We start from the raw sequence: 20,236 nt of genomic DNA on the forward strand, positions 1-20,236 counted from the left end.
ATCCCGAAATGATTGTTCATTTTTCATTATTGCAGTCTCATCTGTTCAAATGGCAGTTCAAATTGGGTTTGTTTGAAAGCGAGACCCTCTAGATCTTTCGGTGCGACGACCGTCATCCTACCATTCGAGATGGGGATAAATACGGCTTCCTCATGAACAATCGTTAAAATATCCTTATAAAGGGATTTTCTCTTCGCTTCGTCCGTTGTCACCATCACTTCGTCGATTTTTTTGTAAAGTTCATCCGCCTGCTTTATGCCTTTCGTTGTATGAAGATAAGAAGCGCCAGAAGTGAATGCAGCGATTGTACTGACTGGATCATAGGCGAGACCCCACGTTTGATTAAATAATAATTCATATTCACCGGATGACCGTCTGCTTGCAATGGATGCGGATTCTTCTCCTTTAATTTCAAGGCTCAGACCGATTTTTTTCAATGAGCTTTGGATGAATTCAGCCTCTGTTTTTTGAGAAGGTGAATTCACATCATAATATAGCTTCATGGCCAGAGGACGTCCATCTTTTTCACGGACTCCATCCTCTCCTACTTCCCATCCACTTTCTTGCAATAGTGTTTTAGCTTTATTGACATCATAGTCTCTTTTCTTCAGGTCAATATCTGCATAAAGAACATTGGATGAAAATAAGGTATGAGCTTCTGTTTCCGTCCCATCCAGAATATCTTCGGAAATTGTTTTCCGGTCAATGGCATACCAGATTGCTTCCCGGACCGCCGTCTCGGTAACGGGACTATCCGTCTTGCTGCTATTGGCGACAATCATCTTCGTATTCATCGCCTCACTTCTCTCGACCTGATAATCTCCTGAATCAACCAATTGGTTCATCACTTCCACATTCAGGCTGTCTGCTCCTCGGTCATCTGTAAAAGCAAAGTTGACTTCCCCTTTTTGTAATGCCAGGAAGGTCGTTTCCCCAGCCGGGAGTACCTTTGCCGTTATTGTCTTTATAGATGGCTTGCCTCCCCAATAGTCTTCATTGGCTTCGAAACGTGCGAACTCATCTACCTTATGTTCCCCGAGAATATATGGTCCGGTGCCGTGATAACCACTTACTCCATCTTTTGTTTCCCCATCCTTGAAATCATTCGGTGACAGAAACACATAAGGCCTCGTCATTGAAAGCTCTGTCAAGGTCGGGTAATAGGGTTCAGACAGGACCAATGCCACGGTATGCTCGTTGATGACCTGAACCTCTTCGATCTTAGTGGAAAGCTTAATCCATGCATGTTTCTCCGCATTTCGCTGAACCGCATCAATGTTCTTCTTTACAGCCTCTGCAGTGAAGGGTTCCCCATCATGGAAGGTGACATCTTGCCTGAGATGGAATGTATATACCTTGCCATCATCTGAAATTTCCCAGGATTCAGCGAGCAGCGGCTTGATTCCTTCCTCTGTATTTTCAACCAATGATTCATAGACCTTTCCCTGAGCCGCCATTGAACCCGTATATAAATGGGGATTCATATCATTAATATCCTTGGCCGTTGCATACACCAGTTCATTCGTACCTTTGTCCTTTTCACCTTCTGTTGTCGAGCATGCAGTGAGGATCATCACCATAAGAATAAATACGCTTAATGTCCATTTTTTCTTCATCCCATTCTTCTCTCCTTTTGTTTTCTTTTATTACAACATCATTCTGATTGAACCGTCTTGACCAGCTCCTTTCCGATTTCACCCGTAATTCTCGATAGATCCTCTTCAAAGCTTTGTATGGAGAAAGCTCCTGAAAGCTTTTGATCATGATGTGTTTTTACGACTTCGTTCAGCTTGTTCTCATAGGTCCAGATCAACTTATCAATCGTTGGACTCGGTAATCCAAGGAATCGTGCAATCCCCTGAATAATCTTGATCCGGTAATAGTCCTCTTTAGGCATTCTTGGAATATCAAGCTCTCCTTCTACGTTTCTGTACATCTTCCTGATCGGCACAGCAGAAAAGTCGAAGTACCGTCCTGTCTCATCAGGTGTAGAAAAAGGATCGATCAACAATGAGGTATATCGTATGTAAAGTAAATACTCCTGGTGGATTTTATCCAGTTGTACAAATCCTTCTATATCGGCTCTTGATAAGCTTTCCAGCCTTATGGGGTAGTTATCATCAATCATAAATTCCAGCAGGTTGAGGGGCTTAATCTTCACCTTTTCCAAAATCCCCATCATTTCCTGCCATTGGGCGAGCATATCCCGGATCAGATGCTGAGTGATTGGTCCCTCAGGATACAGCTTATACACATATTTCATGGATGGTCCCCCGTCAAATATCTCATTCAACGTCACATCGTTCATAAAGAGAGGTGGATGGACGTAGAGGGAAATATTGCGGGTTTCTGCTTCCAATGGGGATTCAGTTGGTACCAATTCCGTACCCAGCTCTCTTCCTAATGCAACCAGGCTTTGAACGATCATGGAATGCTTATGGGTAGATCCAATATAAAGCTTCTTCTTCATAGCAGTCGTAATGACATGGTGAGAAGGATCCGGTTCCATCCACCTTGTATCCCCTAGATAGGTGGAAAAGCTGATTATTTCCACCTCTGATTGAATACCTCCGACATACTGTTTCACAAGACTATTGGATCCGAGAGTCGGTGAAACCAACACGATCGACCGGACCGATTTGAATACCTCTCTCGGGATCGTCTGGAGTACGTCCAGATACGCATCAGTGGTGACGGCAAGTACGATCACATCCCACTCTCCCCTAATCGCGTCAATACCCCGATATACATGATCAATCAGACATTTACCTTGTAAACTCTCATTCTGCTGATTTTGAACGGACACCATTATGTGATTTTCATTACCCTCTAAAGATTGAAAAAATGATTCCGACCGGACAGAAATCCTTCCTGCCAGTCCCACCTCTAAGCCCAGGCTTTTTTTTACAATCATACAAAGCTGTATCGAAGCGGGTCCGGTGCCAATGACCAGTACCCTTTTCCCCCTATTCATCGATTCTCCCATGACTTGTCGAGGAACAGATTTTTTCATAGAGTAAGATATCGAATATCTGATGTGGACGAAGACTGTTTTCTGCTATTCTCCACTTCTTCTGATCTACTTCACGGGAGGGGAAGTTGAAGAGGGATTTCAGCCCATTCCCGTATCTCATCGATACAACGACTTCTCCATCGATCAACCCATGTACCTGATCCAGGATGTCATATTTGGCTCCAACCGTAGAACTGAAGATGATATGAGTCACTTCGTTCAGTTCACTGAGCTGTTCAACAGAAGAAAGCTCCAGCGTAATGGTTAAGTGCTCCCCTAATCGGTCTACAACTTGCCTTCCAAGAATGATCGCCTCTTCGTCAATGTCGATTCCGATAACTCTTGCGCCTGTGCGGCCAGCAATGAGTAACGGTGTCATCGGGAAAGAACCGGAGCCGACCAGAAGTACAGTTGATTCCCCCGTTACCTGAAACTGTCCGAATTCCTCTTCAATGCTGGATTCAATGTTTTGAAAGTAATCCGCTATCTCTCCTTCATCCATCAGAAGTTTCCTTGCCCGCTGTTTCTCAAGCTTTGCCACGGATAGAGCCGATAAATTCCTTAACTGATCTACCAGATGAGGATCCGCTAATTGATCCCACCTCTTTATGTACTCTTCATTGAGAATGAACCGTGAATACTCATTGATTAACTCCTCTAACGCCCCGGTTTCCTCTTCCATAAGGTCGCTTCCATGAACGGCATCATCAAATCGTTTTAAATAGAAGCGCAGGTCCTCTTCAAGTGTCGTGCTCGTCTTCATCCTACTACCTCCTCCTCTATCATCTGTATAAATGCTTTCCCTTCTGCCACAATTCCGACCGTTCCCTCAATCTTGACCTCAGTGATGGCCCCAGCATTCCACTCTGTCTTTACGTGCATTTCCCCTCCAGGCTGTTTAACCGGTTGTGAGATGCAGGCCTGTTGCTTCCATGCAAGGTAAGCACCCAATGAACCGGTCCCTGAACCACACCCCCGTTCCCACATCATACTGTTCAGATCCGGTACATAGATGAGAGGGGAAAGTTCCCCGGTTTCAAGATCATATAGCAAAACTCCTACTAAATTTACCTCATAGGAGGAGTTAATCGATTGCGCCAGCGTTTCTGCCTTTCGGCGTAATGAAGGGTTTAACTCTCCCGTTTCCCAAACAGCGTGCACTGCTTCCTGATAATAAATCATCGTAATGAGAAGTTCCTCTCCCTCCACTACCCACGTTTGCTTCTCGATCTTTGTAGGTTTGGGGACGGTCATATTGCATCGGTACAAGCCCATCACATTTTTCACATTGCACCGGACTATCTCGTCTGTGCCGGAGACTTCCATCAGGATGGTTGTCGAACAATCCGGGGACAGCATCTTCCCAGAAGCAATAAAGGCAGCCAAGGACATGCAGGCATTGCCGCAGAATTCCCCCCCTGCCATCTGCAAGCGTGAATCTGTTCCCGTCATTTGGGGCTCTTCAATAAATCCTACCTGTTCAGCATTAAGGCACGAATACGCCATAATCTTTGCTGCGATGTCTTCATACTCTTCCATAAAATGTTTGGTTTTTACTAATACCGTCATGTTTTCTGTCGGGTTAAATTTAATAAACTCAATTTCCTGCATCATTTTTGATCCCTCTGCTTTTTTGGTGTCACTTCATTAGGCACAGGTGGAGATTCGCTGTCCACCTCCACCCTATATTCCAATCAGGATCACCGGCAAATTCATTTTAGTAGTCTTCCGGATGTCTATATCTCTATTACGCTTCCACCATAAATGCAGGAATAGGGTCATTAAACTTTGTCCAATCCCCTCCCATTTCACTTTCTGTTAATAAGCAGTTGTCCAATGACCTCTCTACTTCTTCCCTATTCATCTCAAGCCCGATAAAAACGATCTCATTCATTCGATCTCCATAAATTGGATCCCAATTCTCCCTCAATTCCACTTCTTCAGCAAGAATTTCCTTTCTTTCATGTTCAGGGTACGCTGCCACCCACTCCCCTGCTCCCTGGATGATAATCGATGGGCCGGCCTGGGATAATAGTCCTGTCATGTCATTACGTGTCGGCAGCCAGAAGAAGCCTTTTGCCCTCACGATATCAACTGGCCATTCCTCCATCCATTTCATGAAACGTTCAGGGTGAAATGGTTTCTTTCGACGGTACACAAATGAAGAGATCCCATACTCCTCCGTTTCAGGAGTGTGTTCTTCCTGTAATTCTTTTATCCAACCGGCTCCCTGACTTGCTTCTTCAAAATCAAACAGTTTCGTATCCAGCACTTGATTCAAAGGGATATCGGAGTGCTTAGCAGAAATGATTTTTGCACCCGGGTTCAGCTTCTGAAGCATCGCTTTTAATTCAATGACATCAACGTTCTCCACTAAATCGATCTTATTTAACACGATTACATTGGCAAACTCAATTTGATCGATCAGTAAATCCACCACTTCCCTTGTGTCCCTTTCATCACTTGCCTGCTTCCGGTCCAGCAATGTTTCTCCACTGGCGAAGTCGTGCCAGAATCGATTGGCATCTACAACCGTGACCATTGTGTCCAGCCTTGTTTTACTCGTAAGATCAATGTCCATTTCTTCATCCAGATACGTGAAGGTTTGGGCAACCGGAATCGGTTCAGAAATCCCGGTGGATTCGATGACGATATAATCAATATCCCCTTGATCGACCAGACGCTGAACTTCTATCATGAGGTCCTCCCTTAACGTGCAACAGATACAGCCGTTTTGAAGCTCCACCAATTTCTCTTCTGTTCTGGAAAAACCACCGTTCTTGACGAGGGCAGCATCGATATTCACTTCACTCATGTCATTTACAATAACTGCAATTTTCCTATTCTCCCGATTGTTTAAAATATGATTTAGCAACGTCGTCTTTCCAGATCCTAAATAGCCGCTTAAAACGGTTACCGGTACTTTCATCTTTTCCATTCCTCTCTGTTAAATCAAAATGATTACGATTTATATCGCGTGGTTTACTATCCTTTCCGCTGCTTTCCTTGCACCTGAAATATTCCGGGAAACCGGACCGATTTCCAATTCTGCCAGTGGTCCTGTGACAAATAAATGATTACACCATGACAAGTCTTCATTCACAATCGGAAAACCGCATTTCGCACAGGTCAAGTTTTCCTGTTGAATAAGATTTTGCAACCAATCCACCTTCATAACCTCTTTTGAAAAGCCCGTGGCGAACAGGATAGTCTTTGCCTTTATGCCCGATTTTTGTTTGGTAAGCTGCAAGATGATGTCATCCCCTGCCACATCCCAAGACTCTATTTCATCCTCCGTAAAGGTACATGCATCATGCCGGATTAAATTCCTAAGCTTATTCGCCAATTCTCTCGGCATAGATCCTTTATGACGGGCTTCTGTGATGACATCTCTTCTTTCATCATAGTGGGATATCCTTTCGAAGCTGCTCATATGTTTCGGGCCGAGCCAGCCGGGATCACTGTCGAAATCATGAACTCTATACGGGTGTCTGGCAACTTGGTATACCTGACCCGGAAATTCATTGCTTAGCTTGATCACAAGGTGTGCAGCAGAAATTCCTCCTCCTATCACCACGAATGGAGGTTCCATATGCGGGAGGGACTCTTCAAACAAATGTCCGGCTTGTTTAGGGCGTACTGAAGTGAGCTCTTCCCCCCATGACGGATACGATAACTGATGATTCATTCCCGTTGCGATCACAAGATTTTTACCATGGAAACGATCCGAACTACTTGTTTTCACTACCCAGTCTTCAACACCTTTTTCAACCTGATTCACCATTCCCTGATACCATGCTTTGTGCATTTCGATTTCCTCCAGAACGGCAAAACTATGCTGATTGAATAAGGAAAGAGCAGGCCTTTTGTAAGGACCGAAGAAATGTTCTCCATCATCTTTCTTAAAGGATTGCAGACTAAAGGGATTAATGTCCAGATGATGGACGAATGGGGAACGTAAAAATGGCATGGCAATGAATCCTGTCACCCTTTTCCACTTATGCAATGGCTCAGGGTAAGGATCGATTACACATATCTTTTCAATCGGCACCTTTTTCTTCTTCACCAGGTATGTAGCTACGGTACATCCATGAATGCCCCCACCGATTATGATCCATTCAAACAAACGATCACCACCATTCTCAGTAATTAAATCGTAATTATTACGATTTAAATTGTATACTTTATCTAATGCTATGGCTTTGTATGCAAGCGCCCCATATCAAAATAAAAAAACTTCATATTCTTAGGTGCAGCCGCTTCTTTACGCATCATATTAGTATAATCAAACCACTTCACCTGATCGATCACCATATCTAATTGTTCATGGATGTCCTTTTCAATTCCCCTCATTTTAACCATGAATTGACTATAGGTTAATTGAAAATGACTTGCTGCTTGTTGATGGGGAGCGTTCTGTATGAGGAGGCTCATGAATTCTTCTGATGTAGCAGCCTGCTGAGCCAGTTCATCTTCTATTCGGGTTACATACTGATACATCTCTCTCTCTTCTTTTGGAAGCGAGTTGACAATTTCACGCGTCAAGATTTCCATCAGATTCTCATTCATTACATTCACCTGTCTTCAAAATGGGAAAAGGTCACAGAGTACTAGATTCATCTGCGACCCTTCGCCTACATTTATTTCATATTGTATTTTTTCATAAAGCGTTCTGCACGTCCCCCACGATCTGAGAATTTCTGTCTTCCCGTATAAAATGGGTGCGTGTCAGCACTGATTTCCACTTTTATTAATGGATAGGATTTCCCATCCTCCCACTCAATGGTTTCATTAGACGTCTTGGTAGAACCTGTTAAAAATTTATACCCGCTATTTGTATCCAAGAACACTACATCATGATGCTCAGGGTGAATTCCTTGCTTCATCTTGATCCCTCCACAGTTAGTTATGCAAATTACCAGCTTGATTTTTTAACACCGGGAATTTGGCCTTTATGAGCCAACTCACGAAACGCAATACGTGACATCTTGAATTTTCTAAGATATCCTCGCGGACGTCCAGTCAGTTCACACCGATTCTTCAAACGAGTAGGAGAAGAATCTCGGGGCAGCTTTCTAAGCCCCTCATAATCTCCTTTCTCTTTAAGCTCTCTTCTTAATTCTGCGTATTTTAACACCATCTCTTGACGCTGTTTTTCTTTTGCTACTTTAGATTTTTTAGCCAAAATATTTCCTCCTGTCATTTTCGCAAATCGTAACGATTACGTTTTATTTAGTTCTAGAAAACATTTAAACACACGCATCAACAATTTGCAAACATTAATTCATAAGTCATTTGAAGACCACTCCATACAAAGTGCCTGTTGTCAGGAGACACAACCATTCTCCATCAAATAATTCATGATTGAATACTCCTTTGAGTTAATTTAAATTGATTGAAGATAATCGTATATCTATATTCACTTCCAAAAATTTTTATCAAAACGTAACAATTCCGATTTACAAACCGTAATGATTACGATAAAATGACATTTGAAATCATTCATAAAGGAGTTTACCCATGAAAAAATACTTATTCATTTCACTTGTTCTTATCTTATCCATGTTTCTTTCTGCCTGTAATCAGACTAATAAAACCACAGGAAATAACGGCAGTCAATCTGAAGGTGGAGAGTCAATTAGCATCATGACTTCCCTTTATCCTCTTCAGTATTTTGCCGAACGGATCGGAGGAGATCTGGTCAAGGTAGAATCCCTGCTCCCACCCGGTTCTGACGCCCATACCTTTGAACCGACATCTAAAGATATGATTAGCATCGCAGAATCAGATCTATTCATTTTTAACGGACTTGGGATGGAGTCTTATGCTGAAAAAATCACTAAATCCCTGGAAAATGAGGATACCATAATGGTAGAGGCAACGAAGGGCGTCGATGTCATCGCAAGCTCCCATGATCACTCCGAAGAAGGACATCATGACGAAGGAGAAGCAGCTCATGAAGAGGACCATCATGAAGAAGGTGATGCTGCCCATGAAGAGGAGCATCATGAAGAAGGTGATGCTGCCCATGAAGAGGAGCATCATGAAGAAGGTGATGCTACCCATGAAGAGGAGCATCATGAAGAAGATGCTGCTGTCCATGAAGAAGAGCACCATCACGGGGATTATGACCCTCACGTTTGGCTAGATCCAAACCGTGCCATTGGGTTGGCTGAAAATATCCGTGACGCACTCATTGATCTTCAACCCCAACATAAAGATTCATTTAACCAGAACTTCGATGAATTAAAAAAAGATTTAGAGAGTATTGATACTGAATTTACATCATTGGCTCAAGAAAGTGACCATCCAGAGATCCTTGTTTCCCATGCTGCCTATGGATATTGGGAGGACGCCTATGGAATTGAACAATTAGCTGTTGCCGGACTCTCTCCTACCGATGAGCCTTCCCAGAAAGAATTGAAGGAAATCATTGAAACCGCCAAAGAGCATTCTATTCATTATGTCATTTTCGAACAAAACGTCACTACCCGGGTTGCTGAGATCATCCAGAAAGAAATCAATGCAAAGCCATTGAAGGTTCATAACCTTTCTGTATTAACAGAATCAGATATTGAAAACAATGAAAACTACCTTACATTGATGAAGAAAAACATTAAGATCCTCGAGCAAGCAATGAATGATTGATGGTGACTGTCTAACCAAACAAGCGCGTGCCACGATATCGTGGCACGCGCTTGTTTCATATATTGAATTTAGGCTACTTCCTCTTTTCCTTACGCCTTATCCAGAGCCTGTGATAAATCACTCCAAATATCCTCAGGTGCCTCTAGTCCCACGGAGAGTCTTAGAAGAGAATCATTAATTCCCATGCTCTTTCTAGACTCTTCAGGCACGACGGCATGAGTCATGGTGGCAGGATGCTGGATCAACGTTTCGGCATCGCCCAGACTGACCGCGATCTTGATCATATCGAGATCGTCCATGAATTTCTGTGCTTCTTCCTTCGAGCCTCTCAGCGTAAAGGAAATCATGCCGCCCGGTTTTTTCATTTGTTTCTTCATGACTCCGTGCTGAGGGTGATTGACATGTCCAGGATAGATAACCGTTTCTACAGCAGGGTGTTTCGCTAATAAATCAGCAATCTTCTCAGCGCTGTCACAGTGACGGTCCATGCGCACGGCCAATGTTTTTAATCCTCTCAGCAATAACCAGGCATCGAATGGAGAAATGATGCCACCGATATCCTTTTGGGTGGTCATCCGGATTTCGGCCATTTTTTCCTGTGAACCGACGATAAGGCCTGCCACCACGTCCCCGTGCCCGCCGATGTATTTCGTTGCGCTGTGGATGACAATGTCACACCCCAGCTCCAGCGGACGTTGAAGATACGGAGAACAGAATGTGTTGTCCACTACTACGGGAATCCCCTTTTCCCTCGCGACCTTCACAACGAGTTCCAGATCAATGAGCTGCATGGTCGGATTGATCGGTGTTTCTACATAAATGCAGCTTGTGTTCTCCGTGATTTTGCCACGGATCTCTTCTTCTGTATCCATGGAAGAAAAGTCATGTCCGATGGCAAATTTCTCTTGAAGTAGTTCAAGGAGACCGAACGTACAGCCGTATACCCCTTGCGAGCAGAGGATATGATCCCCTGATTTGGTCAGGGAGAACAACACTGCGCTCACAGCCGCCATCCCGGAACCGAAAGCAAGGGCCGCTTCCCCGCCTTCCAATGAAGCCATCCGTTCTTCCAATATGGATACCGTCGGATTTCCCAGTCTTGAATATATATATCCTTCTTCTTCACCGGCAAATCGATTTTCCCCTTGTTTCGCATTTGCGAAGGTATAAGTAGAAGTTTGGTATAAAGGGGGTGCTAAACTATCAAAATGTTGAGACGATTGATACCCCTCGTGAATCACCCGTGTTTCAAAACGTTTCTCTTCTTTCATTCAGTATTCCTCCCAGTATTCCCTTTAAGTCTAAGTAACTACTATTCTAGAATATGATAACCGGGAGGAAAAAGAAAGCGGTTACACTAAAGTGATAAAGGAAGTTGTGGTTTAGGTATATGAAGCCAGTGTCAACATTGGTTCTCAATATGGTGAGGTGCTGGTTGATTTCCGCTACAGGTGCTCGCTTTCCGCGGGGCGTGAGTTGAGCCTCCTCGGGCTTTGCCCTGTGGGGTCTCAACTTTCACGCGTTTCCCGCAGGAGTCGAGCACCTTCCGCTACAATCAACTTTTTGGTTTTTTTTACAACTTCAAAGCTTAACTACCTTCACCTAATAGAATATTGAATGTATTGCTTCATTTTTCATTACTGAACTTTGTTAGCAGGTAATCTGGTCATCGATTCCTATAGCTAAAAGTAAAGAAATTAGTCCAATCACCCTTTTAAACATCAGTCTCTACGCAGACCTAAATAAAATAGGAAGAACCAAAATGGCTCTTCCCAGTTCATCTTTAATTTGGTACTACTTTAATCACAATCGTTGACAACCTGATTTTTTCCATTATTCTTTGCGAGGTAGAGTGCTTCGTCTGCTTTTTTCACCAGTTCTTTGACTGATTTGGGACAGGTGTCGTCGTTCTTTCTCCAGATGGATAATCCGCAGGAGAGGGTGACGGATGGATTTGTTTTCAATGGGACATCTTTAATGATCTGGCGGGCGATTTCCAGGCCTTTTTCCCTTCCCAAGGAAGGCAGATAAGCGGCCAATTCTTCCCCTCCCCACCTGGCTACGAAACCATGATGGCTGACGACGCCTTTGATCAGATTGGACACCTCTATGATGACTTCATCACCGATTTGATGGCCGTAGTTATCATTGATGGATTTGAAATCATCAATATCAATCAGTAGCAGCGTGCCTAAGTCATCCTTATTCATGCAGGATTCCATTTCGTCATCCAAATAATTCCGCGCAAACAGCTTGGTCATATGATCGGTAATGACCATATGCTCGAGTTTTTCACGAAGGGTGGCATTGGTGATGGCAAGGGTTGAATGGTGAATGAATGACTGCAACAGCTTGTACATATCGAACGAGAACATATAAGGTTCCTTGTGTAGTACCACGCAGAATCCGATCAGGACTTCATTTTGAATCATGGGTGCGGCCATGATGGACGGAAAGTCGACCGCTGTTTCAAATCGGTCGCTGACATCACCCAAAAAGATGGCATCCCTCTCCTTTTCGATCCGCTCTTTTACGTAAGAAATATAGTTTCTTCCCTTTTCTTCAAAAAAGACAGGGGAGCTTTCATCTAAAATGGTGTACTCTCCTTTTTGAAGGAGGACGAATCCGATCGCTGATGCCTGAAAAGACCGCTTGATCTGTTTTTTTAAGAACATGACGGTTTCGGATAGTCGTAAGTTCAGATTCAATTGATGGGACGTTTCATTGATGAGCTGAAGATCGGTGATGAGCCTCTTCGACTGCTCATAAAGCTTGGCATTCTCCAGTGCACTCCCCGCCGTATAAGCAAGCAGGCGAATAAACTCGATCTTATGGTCCGTAAACGTATCATGGGAAATGGATTTCACTTCCAGGACGCCATAAATACCCTGCTTTCCTTTTAATGGCGCGTAGAGGACGTCTTCTTCCCCAGCTTCAATGCTGCCATTGACAAATGCCTGCATGGCAGACTCATTGGCTTGATCAAAGTCGAAATTCTTGATGGGGAGTTCCCCAAACTCATACCGGTCATTTGACAATAATAAATGGAATTCATCCACCGGGAATACCTCTCTCAACGTCTCGATGATTTGTACGAGAAGCGTACGCACATCCCTCGTCGAGTGGAAAATTTCCGTCACCTTGAATAATTCCCGATATCTCCGTTCGTCTTCGAGGACCGTCTGGATACCTCCTGTATGCTGTAAGAACTGATTGCTTGCCTTCCAAAAAGAATGGAGCAAGCTTTCATCTGCCCATCCGCCCGAATCCTCCTTCTTTACTAAAAGGATCGCCAAGGGACTTCCATCCTTCTTCGTGAAGTGGAATTTAATGGATGACAGGCCACCCTTCTCTATTAAGACCGGACGAAGAATATATTCTTCCCTGGCTTCAGCAAGTGTAAGAGGAGCCTCCCCATTCTGGTGGGGTTGATAGAGGTAGTAAGTTGAATTGGTATAAAAATACAAAAAAGCCCGATCGATTTCGAGGCTATCCTTCACGACCGTCAGCCACTTTTGCAATTGAACAGATTGATCTCTCTCCGCCGACATTTCTTCATATATTAAATCGAATAGCTTTGACTTGTATTCATGCAAAGCATGTTGAATTACGTACATTTTTCTCACCCACACCTGAAAGGTTTGTGACACCATTTACTTCACTGGCTCCTTGCCAGTACCAGATCCTTTTCGAAGACTACCATCCATAATGAATCGTCTTCTGATATAGAATGAATTTCATTTGGTTCCACGCTTTTGCCTGAAAGATCCAATCGAATATGATCAGGAAGGCTGATGAATCCGCCCTTCTCCTGTGAAAAAGGATTCCGGCTAGTAGTGACGTCTGGTGGAGCATCTTTCCTTTCCTTCACAACCTCTAAAGCATCGGAAAACAACGCCCACTTCCTCTTTTCCAATTGAACCCATATTCCATTATGTTCCTTTGCCAAGCTCATTGTTTTTACTTTATTATGTAACGACACACTATGTAATACCTTAAAGTAATATTGGTTATTTCGATCAAGTTCATATATGACAAGGACCGGCTGCTCTTCTACCATCTTCGCCACTGCGATGACAGGGTTCTTCGTTTCACTTCCCACTGACAGTACTTCAGCTTGGATGGATGGTGTTTCCCCATCGACTTTTTCTGATGAGTCAGAGGAATAAATGAAACCTCCCAAAACGACCAGCATGCACAGACCGATCAATAGATACCGAAGAAATTTCTCTCTATTGGATTCCTGCAAATCTGCTCACCTATTTAACATAATTTTCAACTTTTATTATATCACAACAAATGACTTATGGACTATTTTGTTTAGGGATTCTCATCTGGACTTATGAATCTCAAAATACTTCCTTGACTTCTATTCTCTCACGTCATATAATATTCTTTGTGTAAAATAATGCAGCTTCAGTGAAGTCCTTTATGCTCGTATTTTGTTCCTCTACATATTGAGGTGTATCTTGTAACCCTCTGCTGCTAGGGCGAAGGTACATGAAAACAAAATGCACATAATTGTTTATTCACAGGTGTTTTTATTTTACAACAAAATAAAAACAATAAAGGAGGAGTCATTCATGGCTCGATATACTGGCCCAAGCTGGAAATTATCTCGTCGTCTTGGAATCTCTCTAAGCGGTACGGGTAAAGAATTAGAAAAGCGTCCTTACGCTCCAGGACAACACGGTCCTAACCAACGTAAAAAAATCTCTGAGTACGGTTTACAACTTCAAGAGAAGCAAAAACTTCGTCACATGTACGGAGTAACTGAGCGTCAATTCCGTAACCTATTTGACCAAGCTGGCAAATTACAAGGTAAACACGGTGAAAACTTCATGGCGCTACTTGAGTGCCGCCTGGATAACGTTGTTTATCGTTTAGGTCTTGCTCGTACTCGCCGTCAAGCACGTCAACTTGTTAACCACGGTCACGTTACAGTGAACGGATCTCGCGTAGACATCCCTTCATTCCGCGTTCTTCCTGGTCAAACAATCTCAGTTCGTGAAAAATCACGCAACCTTGACATCATCAAAGAAGCGATGGAAGTGAACAGCTTTGTTCCTGAATTCCTAACTTTCGATGCTGACAAATTAGAAGGTACTTTCACACGCGTTCCTGAACGTTCTGAATTACCAGCTGAAATTAACGAAGCTCTTATCGTTGAGTTCTACTCTCGTTAATCTTTGTGAAAGAGACACTGTCCATTCTATGGGCAGTGTTTTTTTGTGTATAAAAACATGAAATTCCCATAATAAAAGCACGGTACCCGCTCCTGATGAGAGAAACGGATACCGCGCTGATAGATTCTATATCCTATTATACGTACTGAATTCTGAAATATTTCTTCTTTCCGCGGCGGATGATCGTAAATTGTCCTTCGATCTTGTCAGCTTCGACCATTACATGCTGGAGATCCGTAACGCGTTCACCATTGATGTAGATCGCACCGTTTCCTACATCCTCACGTGCCTGACGTTTGGAAGGAGAAATTTTTGCATTGACGAGGAGATCGATCAATCCAATCTCTTCTCCTTTCGCCTGCTCAAAGGATGGAACATCTTTAAATCCTTCCAGTATTTCAGAAGCAGATAATGATTTGATCTCACCACTGAATAAAGCTTGAGTTATGCGAATGGCCTGATCCAATGCCTCTTCCCCGTGAATCAGTTTCGTCATCTCTTCAGCAAGCGTCTTTTGTGCTTTGCGAAGATGAGGTTCCGTTTCAACGGATTGAGCCAATGCATCGATTTCTTCATGTGAAAGGAAGGTAAAGTATTTCAAGTATTTCACGACATCGGCATCAGCCGCGTTGATCCAGAACTGGTAGAATTCGTAAGGAGACGTTTTCTTCGGATCGAGCCATACCGCTCCGCTTTCCGTTTTCCCAAATTTCGTTCCGTCCGCTTTCGTGACAAGTGGAATTGTGAAGCCGAATGCCTTCGTCTCTTCTTCATGTGTGCGTCTGATCAGTTCAAGGCCCGTTGTGATATTCCCCCACTGATCGCTTCCACCGATCTGCAGCTTACAGTTGTAGTTGTCATATAAGTGATTGAAGTCCATCGCCTGAAGGATCGTGTAGGTAAATTCCGTGAATGAAATACCGGATTCCAGACGGGAGGAGATTGTATCCTTCGCCAGCATGTAATTCACGCCCACATGCTTACCGAAGTCACGCAGGAATGTGACAACATCCATCGCACCGATCCAGTCGTAATTATTCACCATCACGGCACCATTGTCTCCATCGAAATCAAAAATGCTCTCCAGTTGAACTTTAATGCTCTCTACATTTCCCTGAATGGCTTCAATGGTCTGCAGTTTACGCTCTTCATTTTTCCCACTCGGGTCACCAATCAATCCAGTCGCCCCTCCGACCAGTACAAGTGGACGATGCCCCTGGTTCTGGAAGCGGCGAAGCGTCAAGAACGGAAGCAGATGCCCGATATGCATACTGTCCGCAGTCGGATCGATTCCGCAGTAAATCGAAATGCTTTCTTTATTCAAAAGGTCCTTCAAGCCTTCCGCATCCGTTTGCTGATACGTGATCCCACGCCATTCCAAGTCTTTTAATAAATCCATCCTTTTTTCCTCCTTTTGATAAACAAGCTGACGACAAAAAAGTCCCTGCATATATGCAGGGACGCTGTCGCGCGGTACCACCCAAATTAAGGAATAACATCCTTCACTCTATAGAGATAACGGCTCTCACCGTTTGCCGCTACTAAGGTTCACGACAAAAGCTCCAGGATGTAATTCATCGGCCATTTGTGTCAGTTCACAGCAACCACTGACTCTCTTTGTAACAGGGAAGGCAGACTACTTATTCCTCTCATTGCATGTATTATTTGTACAGAAATCCAGTCAAATGACGGATTATCATTACGATCACTATATTAGGTTTTTACCATATTCCAAAATAATAGTCAACTAAACACGTGATAAAAGACCATTTTATTTGACTTTTTACGACAGCCTACTTGTTAATATGCTATAATGGGAATGTTCTGGGGGGAATGATATATGAAGGAAAAATGGAACAAATTTCTCGAAAAATTAGACCCTGCAATCAGGTTCTTTTCAAATACTAGATTTCAAAAACGAGCAAGAATTACATACGGAGTATTCTGGAACCTGTCACTGATCCTTGTCGTGATTTTCGTACTGGGATTTGCCTTTGCAGGAGGAGTCGGAGCGGGCTATTTCGCTTCACTCGTCAAGGAAGAACCGATCCGTCCTTATGATCAAATGAAAAAGGACATTTACAACTACGAGGAAACCTCTCGTCTTTACTTCTCGGATGATGTGTATCTGGGGAAGCTCCGGACAGATCTGGAGCGTGAAGAAGTGAAGCTTGAAGATATCTCGGAAGATTTGCGAAATGCCGTCATTGCCACGGAAGATGAATACTTCAACGAGCATAACGGTGTCGTGCCAAAAGCGATCATGCGTGCCGTACTTCAGGAATTCACGAATTCATCCACTCAATCGGGTGGGAGTACACTCACTCAACAGCTGATCAAAAACCAAATCCTCACGAATGAAGTATCATTTGAGAGAAAAGCGAAGGAAATCCTTCTCGCTCTTCGCTTAGAGAGATTCTTTGAAAAAGATGAAATCCTTGAAGCTTATCTGAATGTAGCGACACTCGGACGAAATTCCTCCGGTCAAAACATCGCAGGCGTTCAATCGGCCGCAAAAGGCATCTTCGGAGTGGAAGCAAAGGATCTGACCCTTCCACAGTCAGCATTCATCGCAGGTCTTCCTCAGGCACCTTTCTCTTATACGCCATTTAAAAATAATGGTGAAGTGAAAGAGAATCTTGAAGCCGGGATGAGCCGTAAAAACACGGTCCTCTACCGGATGCACCGCGAAGGATATATTACGAAAAAGCAGTATGATGAGGCCGTTGCCTATGACATCTCAAAAGATTTCGTGAAGCCGAAGCCATCACCTCAAGAGCAGTATCCATGGCTGACTGCCGAACTTGAGAGTAGAGCGGTGGATATCATGAAAAATGTCCTCGCAAAGAAAGATGGTTACTCTGAACAGGATCTTGAGAACAATGATGAGCTTGAAGACAAGTACCATACTTTGGCAGACCGGAATGTCCGTCAAAGCGGATACGAAATTCATTCGACCATCAACAAGAAGATTTATGACCAAATGCAGAAAACGAAGGATGCGTATGATATGTACGGTCCTACCAAAACCATCACGGTAAAAGACCCTGATACAGGTGAAGATGTAGAGGTGGAACAGCCGGTCCAAGTAGGCGCCGTGATGATTGAAAATAAAACAGGCCGCATCATCAGCTTCATCGGCGGTCGTGATTTTAAATTGGAGCAAATCAACCATGCGACCCAATCACATCGATCGAACGGATCAACGATGAAACCTTTGCTCGCGTACGCGCCTGCACTGGAATACGGTTATATTTCACCAGGTTCACCGATTCCTGATGTTGCCGTTAACATCAATGGCTGGCAACCGGAGAACTACTCCTTTAGGGAACGCGGACTTTTCCCGGCGAGATACGCACTGGCGGAGTCATTGAATATTCCTGCCGTAAGGACGTATGCGAATATCTATAACCGGAATCCATTTAAAGAATTTCTGCTGAAAATGGGCTTTACCTCCCTATCCAGCAGATATGACAATAACCTTTCGTTAACACTTGGAGCAACCACTGAAGGTGTGACCGTCGAGGAAAACGTGAATGCCTATACGACATTCGCCAATGGCGGGAAATTCATCGATGCGTTCATGATCGACAAAATTGTTGAAAAAGATGGTACGATCGTTTATGAACATAAATCTGACCCTGTGGATGTATTCAGTCCGCAAACCGCTTATTTAACGATTGATATGATGAGAGATACCCTGAATCATAACCTGGGTACCGGACGTTACGCGAAAACCTTCCTGAACTTCAATTCAGACTGGGCCGGTAAATCCGGAACGAGTCAGGATTATAAAGATCACTGGTTTGTGGCAACAAATCCGAGCATCACCTTCGGAACCTGGTTCGGTTATGATACACCTTCTTCATTGAATACAGCTGCATCACGAGCTCGATATGGACATTACGGATTGCGTAATATCCGCTTATGGTCTTATTTACTGAATGATGTCAGGGACCTGGCTCCTGAGCTGATTGACCCTGATGCCTCGTTCAAGCAGCCTGAAGGCATTGTCAGAAGATCCTTCTGTTCAATCTCCGGACTGCTTCCATCAGAAGCGTGCAGCCAGGCAGGACTTGTAAAAAGTGATTTATTCAACGCTAAATTCGTACCGACCAAAACGGATGACAGCTTACTCATGAGCCGTTACGTGTTGGTAAACGGAAAGAAATACTTGGCATTACCGAATACACCTGAAGAATTTTCACAGCCGGGTGTCATCCTGAACCCTGACTTTGTGAAAAACATCTTCGGTTCTGTCCCTGGGAACCCGGATAAACTGATTCCTGATGGTGACGAACGATTTAAAAATGTTCTTGTCGCGGAAAACAAGATTTCCGATGACGGAGCCGCACCTGGAACCGTCAATGCAAGCGGTAATGGTAACAAAATCACCTGGACACCATCCGCAAGCGGCGACGTCGTAGGTTACCGTGTATACAGCACATCCGGCGGTAAAGTCGGAAGCGTCCAATCGGGCGCAAGCTATGCTGTATCCGTCGGAAATGGTTCTTTCTATGTGGTTGCAGTCGATGTAGCCGGGAAAGAGTCTGCCCGATCGAACACGGTACAAATCGGGGCACCTGCACCTGAACCAAAACCGGATCCTAAGCCGGATAAACCGGGTACGGACCCGAAACCACCGGGGGATAAACCAACCGATCCCCCGCCAAAACCGGATAAACCGGACAAACCAGAACCGCCACCACCAGAGGATGATGGCGGCGGTGACGGCGGTGGGGGCGATGGCGGAACAGAGCCTCCGACAGAACCGGGTGAACCACCAGCACAGAACTAAAGATTGATTAAAAAGAGGGAAACGTCATTGTGACGACTCCCTCTTTTTTTTGTTTCATGATGAGTAGACATTTAGAAAACCCCCTACTCTCAAAGGAACGGATAAGTATACAGTTGCAATCATTTTAGACACATATTTATACGCACTTGAACTTACAATATCATGCACAGTGCACCCTCCTGAAAAATCCCATATCTTTCATTCACATAGTAAATCAATAAAATTAGTAATGAAGAGTTTGTGAATGTGTCATTTAGTAAGAATCTTCCATAATTAAGTGACCAGTGATCGTTAAAATAAGCGGAGATTTTCCGGTTAAGACTGCAGAATAGAGCTTTTTTCGGGATATAAGCGGAAATATTCCGATTAAGCAAAGTAAAAATAGCCATTTCCACGTTTTTAGAGCAAATAGGCGGAATCTTTCCGTCTATTTAAGGTGATCCCAGTTCTATTTAATCAATAGCCGGAATTCTTCCGCTTATTTAGTCAAGTCCTTAATATTGTGTAAATTCCTTGCTTGTCTTTTTCAACTATTAATCAGCTATAGCTATTCAATTCAACATTTTTTTGCGAAACTTCCATGAAGTAATT

The 20,236-nt window shown here is 43.7% G+C and carries 16 protein-coding genes and 1 other annotated feature; of the genes, 3 read left to right on the forward strand and 13 right to left on the reverse strand.

Translation table 11 applies throughout. From position 1 onward, the window contains the following. Positions 1 to 26: 26 nt before the first annotated feature. The 9 genes from cntA to rpsN form a co-directional block, all read right to left on the reverse strand. The gene (gene cntA / locus SLH55_RS16165) at positions 27 to 1,616 is read right to left on the reverse strand and encodes a staphylopine-dependent metal ABC transporter substrate-binding lipoprotein (protein ID WP_320323987.1); all 1,590 of its coding nucleotides are present in this window, start codon (positions 1,614 to 1,616) and stop codon (positions 27 to 29) included. 38 nt (positions 1,617 to 1,654) lie between these two features. Next, positions 1,655 to 2,974 carry an opine metallophore biosynthesis dehydrogenase gene (locus SLH55_RS16170; protein WP_320323988.1) on the reverse strand — a complete coding sequence of 440 codons (1,320 nt, stop codon included), beginning with the start codon at positions 2,972 to 2,974 and terminating at the stop codon, positions 1,655 to 1,657. Next, a complete protein-coding gene (locus SLH55_RS16175) occupies positions 2,967 to 3,776 on the reverse strand; it encodes an SAM-dependent methyltransferase (RefSeq protein WP_320323989.1) in 810 nt (269 codons plus the stop codon). Before SLH55_RS16175 ends, SLH55_RS16170 begins: the two co-directional genes overlap by 8 nt. Next, positions 3,773 to 4,627 carry a diaminopimelate epimerase gene (locus tag SLH55_RS16180; protein ID WP_320323990.1) on the reverse strand — a complete coding sequence of 285 codons (855 nt, stop codon included), beginning with the start codon at positions 4,625 to 4,627 and terminating at the stop codon, positions 3,773 to 3,775. The genes SLH55_RS16175 and SLH55_RS16180 overlap by 4 nt, the downstream gene beginning before the upstream one ends. Before the next feature lie 133 nt (positions 4,628 to 4,760). Continuing rightward, positions 4,761 to 5,942, reverse strand: a complete 1,182-nt coding sequence (locus tag SLH55_RS16185; RefSeq protein ID WP_413787100.1) for a GTP-binding protein — start codon at positions 5,940 to 5,942, stop codon at positions 4,761 to 4,763. Positions 5,943 to 5,981: 39 nt separating this feature from the next. Then, entirely contained in the window at positions 5,982 to 7,139 is a 1,158-nt protein-coding gene (locus tag SLH55_RS16190) for an FAD-dependent oxidoreductase (protein ID WP_320323992.1), read from the reverse strand. Positions 7,140 to 7,207: 68 nt separating this feature from the next. After that, positions 7,208 to 7,582, reverse strand: a complete 375-nt coding sequence (locus tag SLH55_RS16195) for a hypothetical protein (protein ID WP_320323993.1) — start codon at positions 7,580 to 7,582, stop codon at positions 7,208 to 7,210. Positions 7,583 to 7,653: 71 nt separating this feature from the next. Further along, complete coding sequence (locus SLH55_RS16200; RefSeq protein WP_320323994.1) at positions 7,654 to 7,899, reverse strand: type B 50S ribosomal protein L31; 246 nt, start codon at positions 7,897 to 7,899, stop codon at positions 7,654 to 7,656. 29 nt (positions 7,900 to 7,928) lie between these two features. Next, positions 7,929 to 8,198 (reverse strand): 30S ribosomal protein S14, encoded by a 270-nt coding sequence (rpsN, locus tag SLH55_RS16205; protein WP_320323995.1) that lies wholly within the window; start codon positions 8,196 to 8,198, stop codon positions 7,929 to 7,931. A gap of 335 nt (positions 8,199 to 8,533) precedes the next feature. Here rpsN and SLH55_RS16210 point away from each other — a divergent pair, with 335 nt between their 5' ends. Then, complete coding sequence (locus SLH55_RS16210; protein ID WP_320323996.1) at positions 8,534 to 9,661, forward strand: metal ABC transporter solute-binding protein, Zn/Mn family; 1,128 nt, start codon at positions 8,534 to 8,536, stop codon at positions 9,659 to 9,661. 89 nt (positions 9,662 to 9,750) lie between these two features. Here the strand turns inward: SLH55_RS16210 and megL are convergent, their stop codons facing one another. From megL to SLH55_RS16225, 3 genes are all read right to left on the reverse strand, one after another. Further along, positions 9,751 to 10,932 carry a methionine gamma-lyase gene (gene megL, locus SLH55_RS16215; protein ID WP_219166475.1) on the reverse strand — a complete coding sequence of 394 codons (1,182 nt, stop codon included), beginning with the start codon at positions 10,930 to 10,932 and terminating at the stop codon, positions 9,751 to 9,753. A 528-nt stretch (positions 10,933 to 11,460) separates the two neighbouring features. After that, entirely contained in the window at positions 11,461 to 13,278 is a 1,818-nt protein-coding gene (locus SLH55_RS16220) for a sensor domain-containing diguanylate cyclase (protein ID WP_320323997.1), read from the reverse strand. Positions 13,279 to 13,319: 41 nt separating this feature from the next. Continuing rightward, complete coding sequence (locus tag SLH55_RS16225; protein ID WP_320323998.1) at positions 13,320 to 13,910, reverse strand: hypothetical protein; 591 nt, start codon at positions 13,908 to 13,910, stop codon at positions 13,320 to 13,322. A gap of 334 nt (positions 13,911 to 14,244) precedes the next feature. Here SLH55_RS16225 and rpsD point away from each other — a divergent pair, with 334 nt between their 5' ends. Further along, on the forward strand, positions 14,245 to 14,847 hold the full coding sequence (gene rpsD, locus SLH55_RS16230; protein WP_034765742.1) for a 30S ribosomal protein S4: 603 nt from the start codon (positions 14,245 to 14,247) through the stop codon (positions 14,845 to 14,847). A gap of 136 nt (positions 14,848 to 14,983) precedes the next feature. Here rpsD and tyrS read toward each other — a convergent pair whose 3' ends face one another. Beyond that, positions 14,984 to 16,246: a tyrosine--tRNA ligase gene (gene tyrS, locus SLH55_RS16235; RefSeq protein ID WP_320323999.1), complete on the reverse strand. Its 1,263-nt coding sequence runs from the start codon at positions 16,244 to 16,246 to the stop codon at positions 14,984 to 14,986. Positions 16,247 to 16,300: 54 nt separating this feature from the next. Further along, positions 16,301 to 16,509 (reverse strand) — a binding site (T-box leader). Positions 16,510 to 16,687: 178 nt separating this feature from the next. On the opposite strand from tyrS, the gene SLH55_RS16240 reads away from it, so the two are divergent. Further along, positions 16,688 to 19,645, forward strand: a complete 2,958-nt coding sequence (locus tag SLH55_RS16240) for a transglycosylase domain-containing protein (protein WP_320324000.1) — start codon at positions 16,688 to 16,690, stop codon at positions 19,643 to 19,645. Positions 19,646 to 20,236 lie beyond the last annotated feature (591 nt).

It is taken from the genome of Rossellomorea sp. YZS02 (genome assembly GCF_033963925.1).
Taxonomy (GTDB): Bacteria; Bacillota; Bacilli; order Bacillales; family Bacillaceae_B; genus Rossellomorea.

Excerpts from the sequence above, each read along its gene's own strand:
- SLH55_RS16180 (WP_320323990.1), bottom strand. The coding sequence starts at position 4,627 with ATGATGCAGGAAATTGAGTTTATTAAATTTAACCCGACAGAAAACATG.
- cntA (WP_320323987.1), bottom strand. The coding sequence starts at position 1,616 with ATGAAGAAAAAATGGACATTAAGCGTATTTATTCTTATGGTGATGATC.
- SLH55_RS16200 (WP_320323994.1), bottom strand. The coding sequence starts at position 7,899 with ATGAAGCAAGGAATTCACCCTGAGCATCATGATGTAGTGTTCTTGGAT.
- SLH55_RS16220 (WP_320323997.1), bottom strand. The coding sequence starts at position 13,278 with ATGTACGTAATTCAACATGCTTTGCATGAATACAAGTCAAAGCTATTC.
- tyrS (WP_320323999.1), bottom strand. The coding sequence starts at position 16,246 with ATGGATTTATTAAAAGACTTGGAATGGCGTGGGATCACGTATCAGCAA.
- SLH55_RS16185 (WP_413787100.1), bottom strand. The coding sequence starts at position 5,942 with ATGAAAGTACCGGTAACCGTTTTAAGCGGCTATTTAGGATCTGGAAAG.
- rpsD (WP_034765742.1), top strand. The coding sequence starts at position 14,245 with ATGGCTCGATATACTGGCCCAAGCTGGAAATTATCTCGTCGTCTTGGA.
- SLH55_RS16195 (WP_320323993.1), bottom strand. The coding sequence starts at position 7,582 with ATGAATGAGAATCTGATGGAAATCTTGACGCGTGAAATTGTCAACTCG.
- megL (WP_219166475.1), bottom strand. The coding sequence starts at position 10,932 with ATGAAAGAAGAGAAACGTTTTGAAACACGGGTGATTCACGAGGGGTAT.
- SLH55_RS16175 (WP_320323989.1), bottom strand. The coding sequence starts at position 3,776 with ATGAAGACGAGCACGACACTTGAAGAGGACCTGCGCTTCTATTTAAAA.
- SLH55_RS16210 (WP_320323996.1), top strand. The coding sequence starts at position 8,534 with ATGAAAAAATACTTATTCATTTCACTTGTTCTTATCTTATCCATGTTT.
- SLH55_RS16240 (WP_320324000.1), top strand. The coding sequence starts at position 16,688 with ATGAAGGAAAAATGGAACAAATTTCTCGAAAAATTAGACCCTGCAATC.
- SLH55_RS16170 (WP_320323988.1), bottom strand. The coding sequence starts at position 2,974 with ATGAATAGGGGGAAAAGGGTACTGGTCATTGGCACCGGACCCGCTTCG.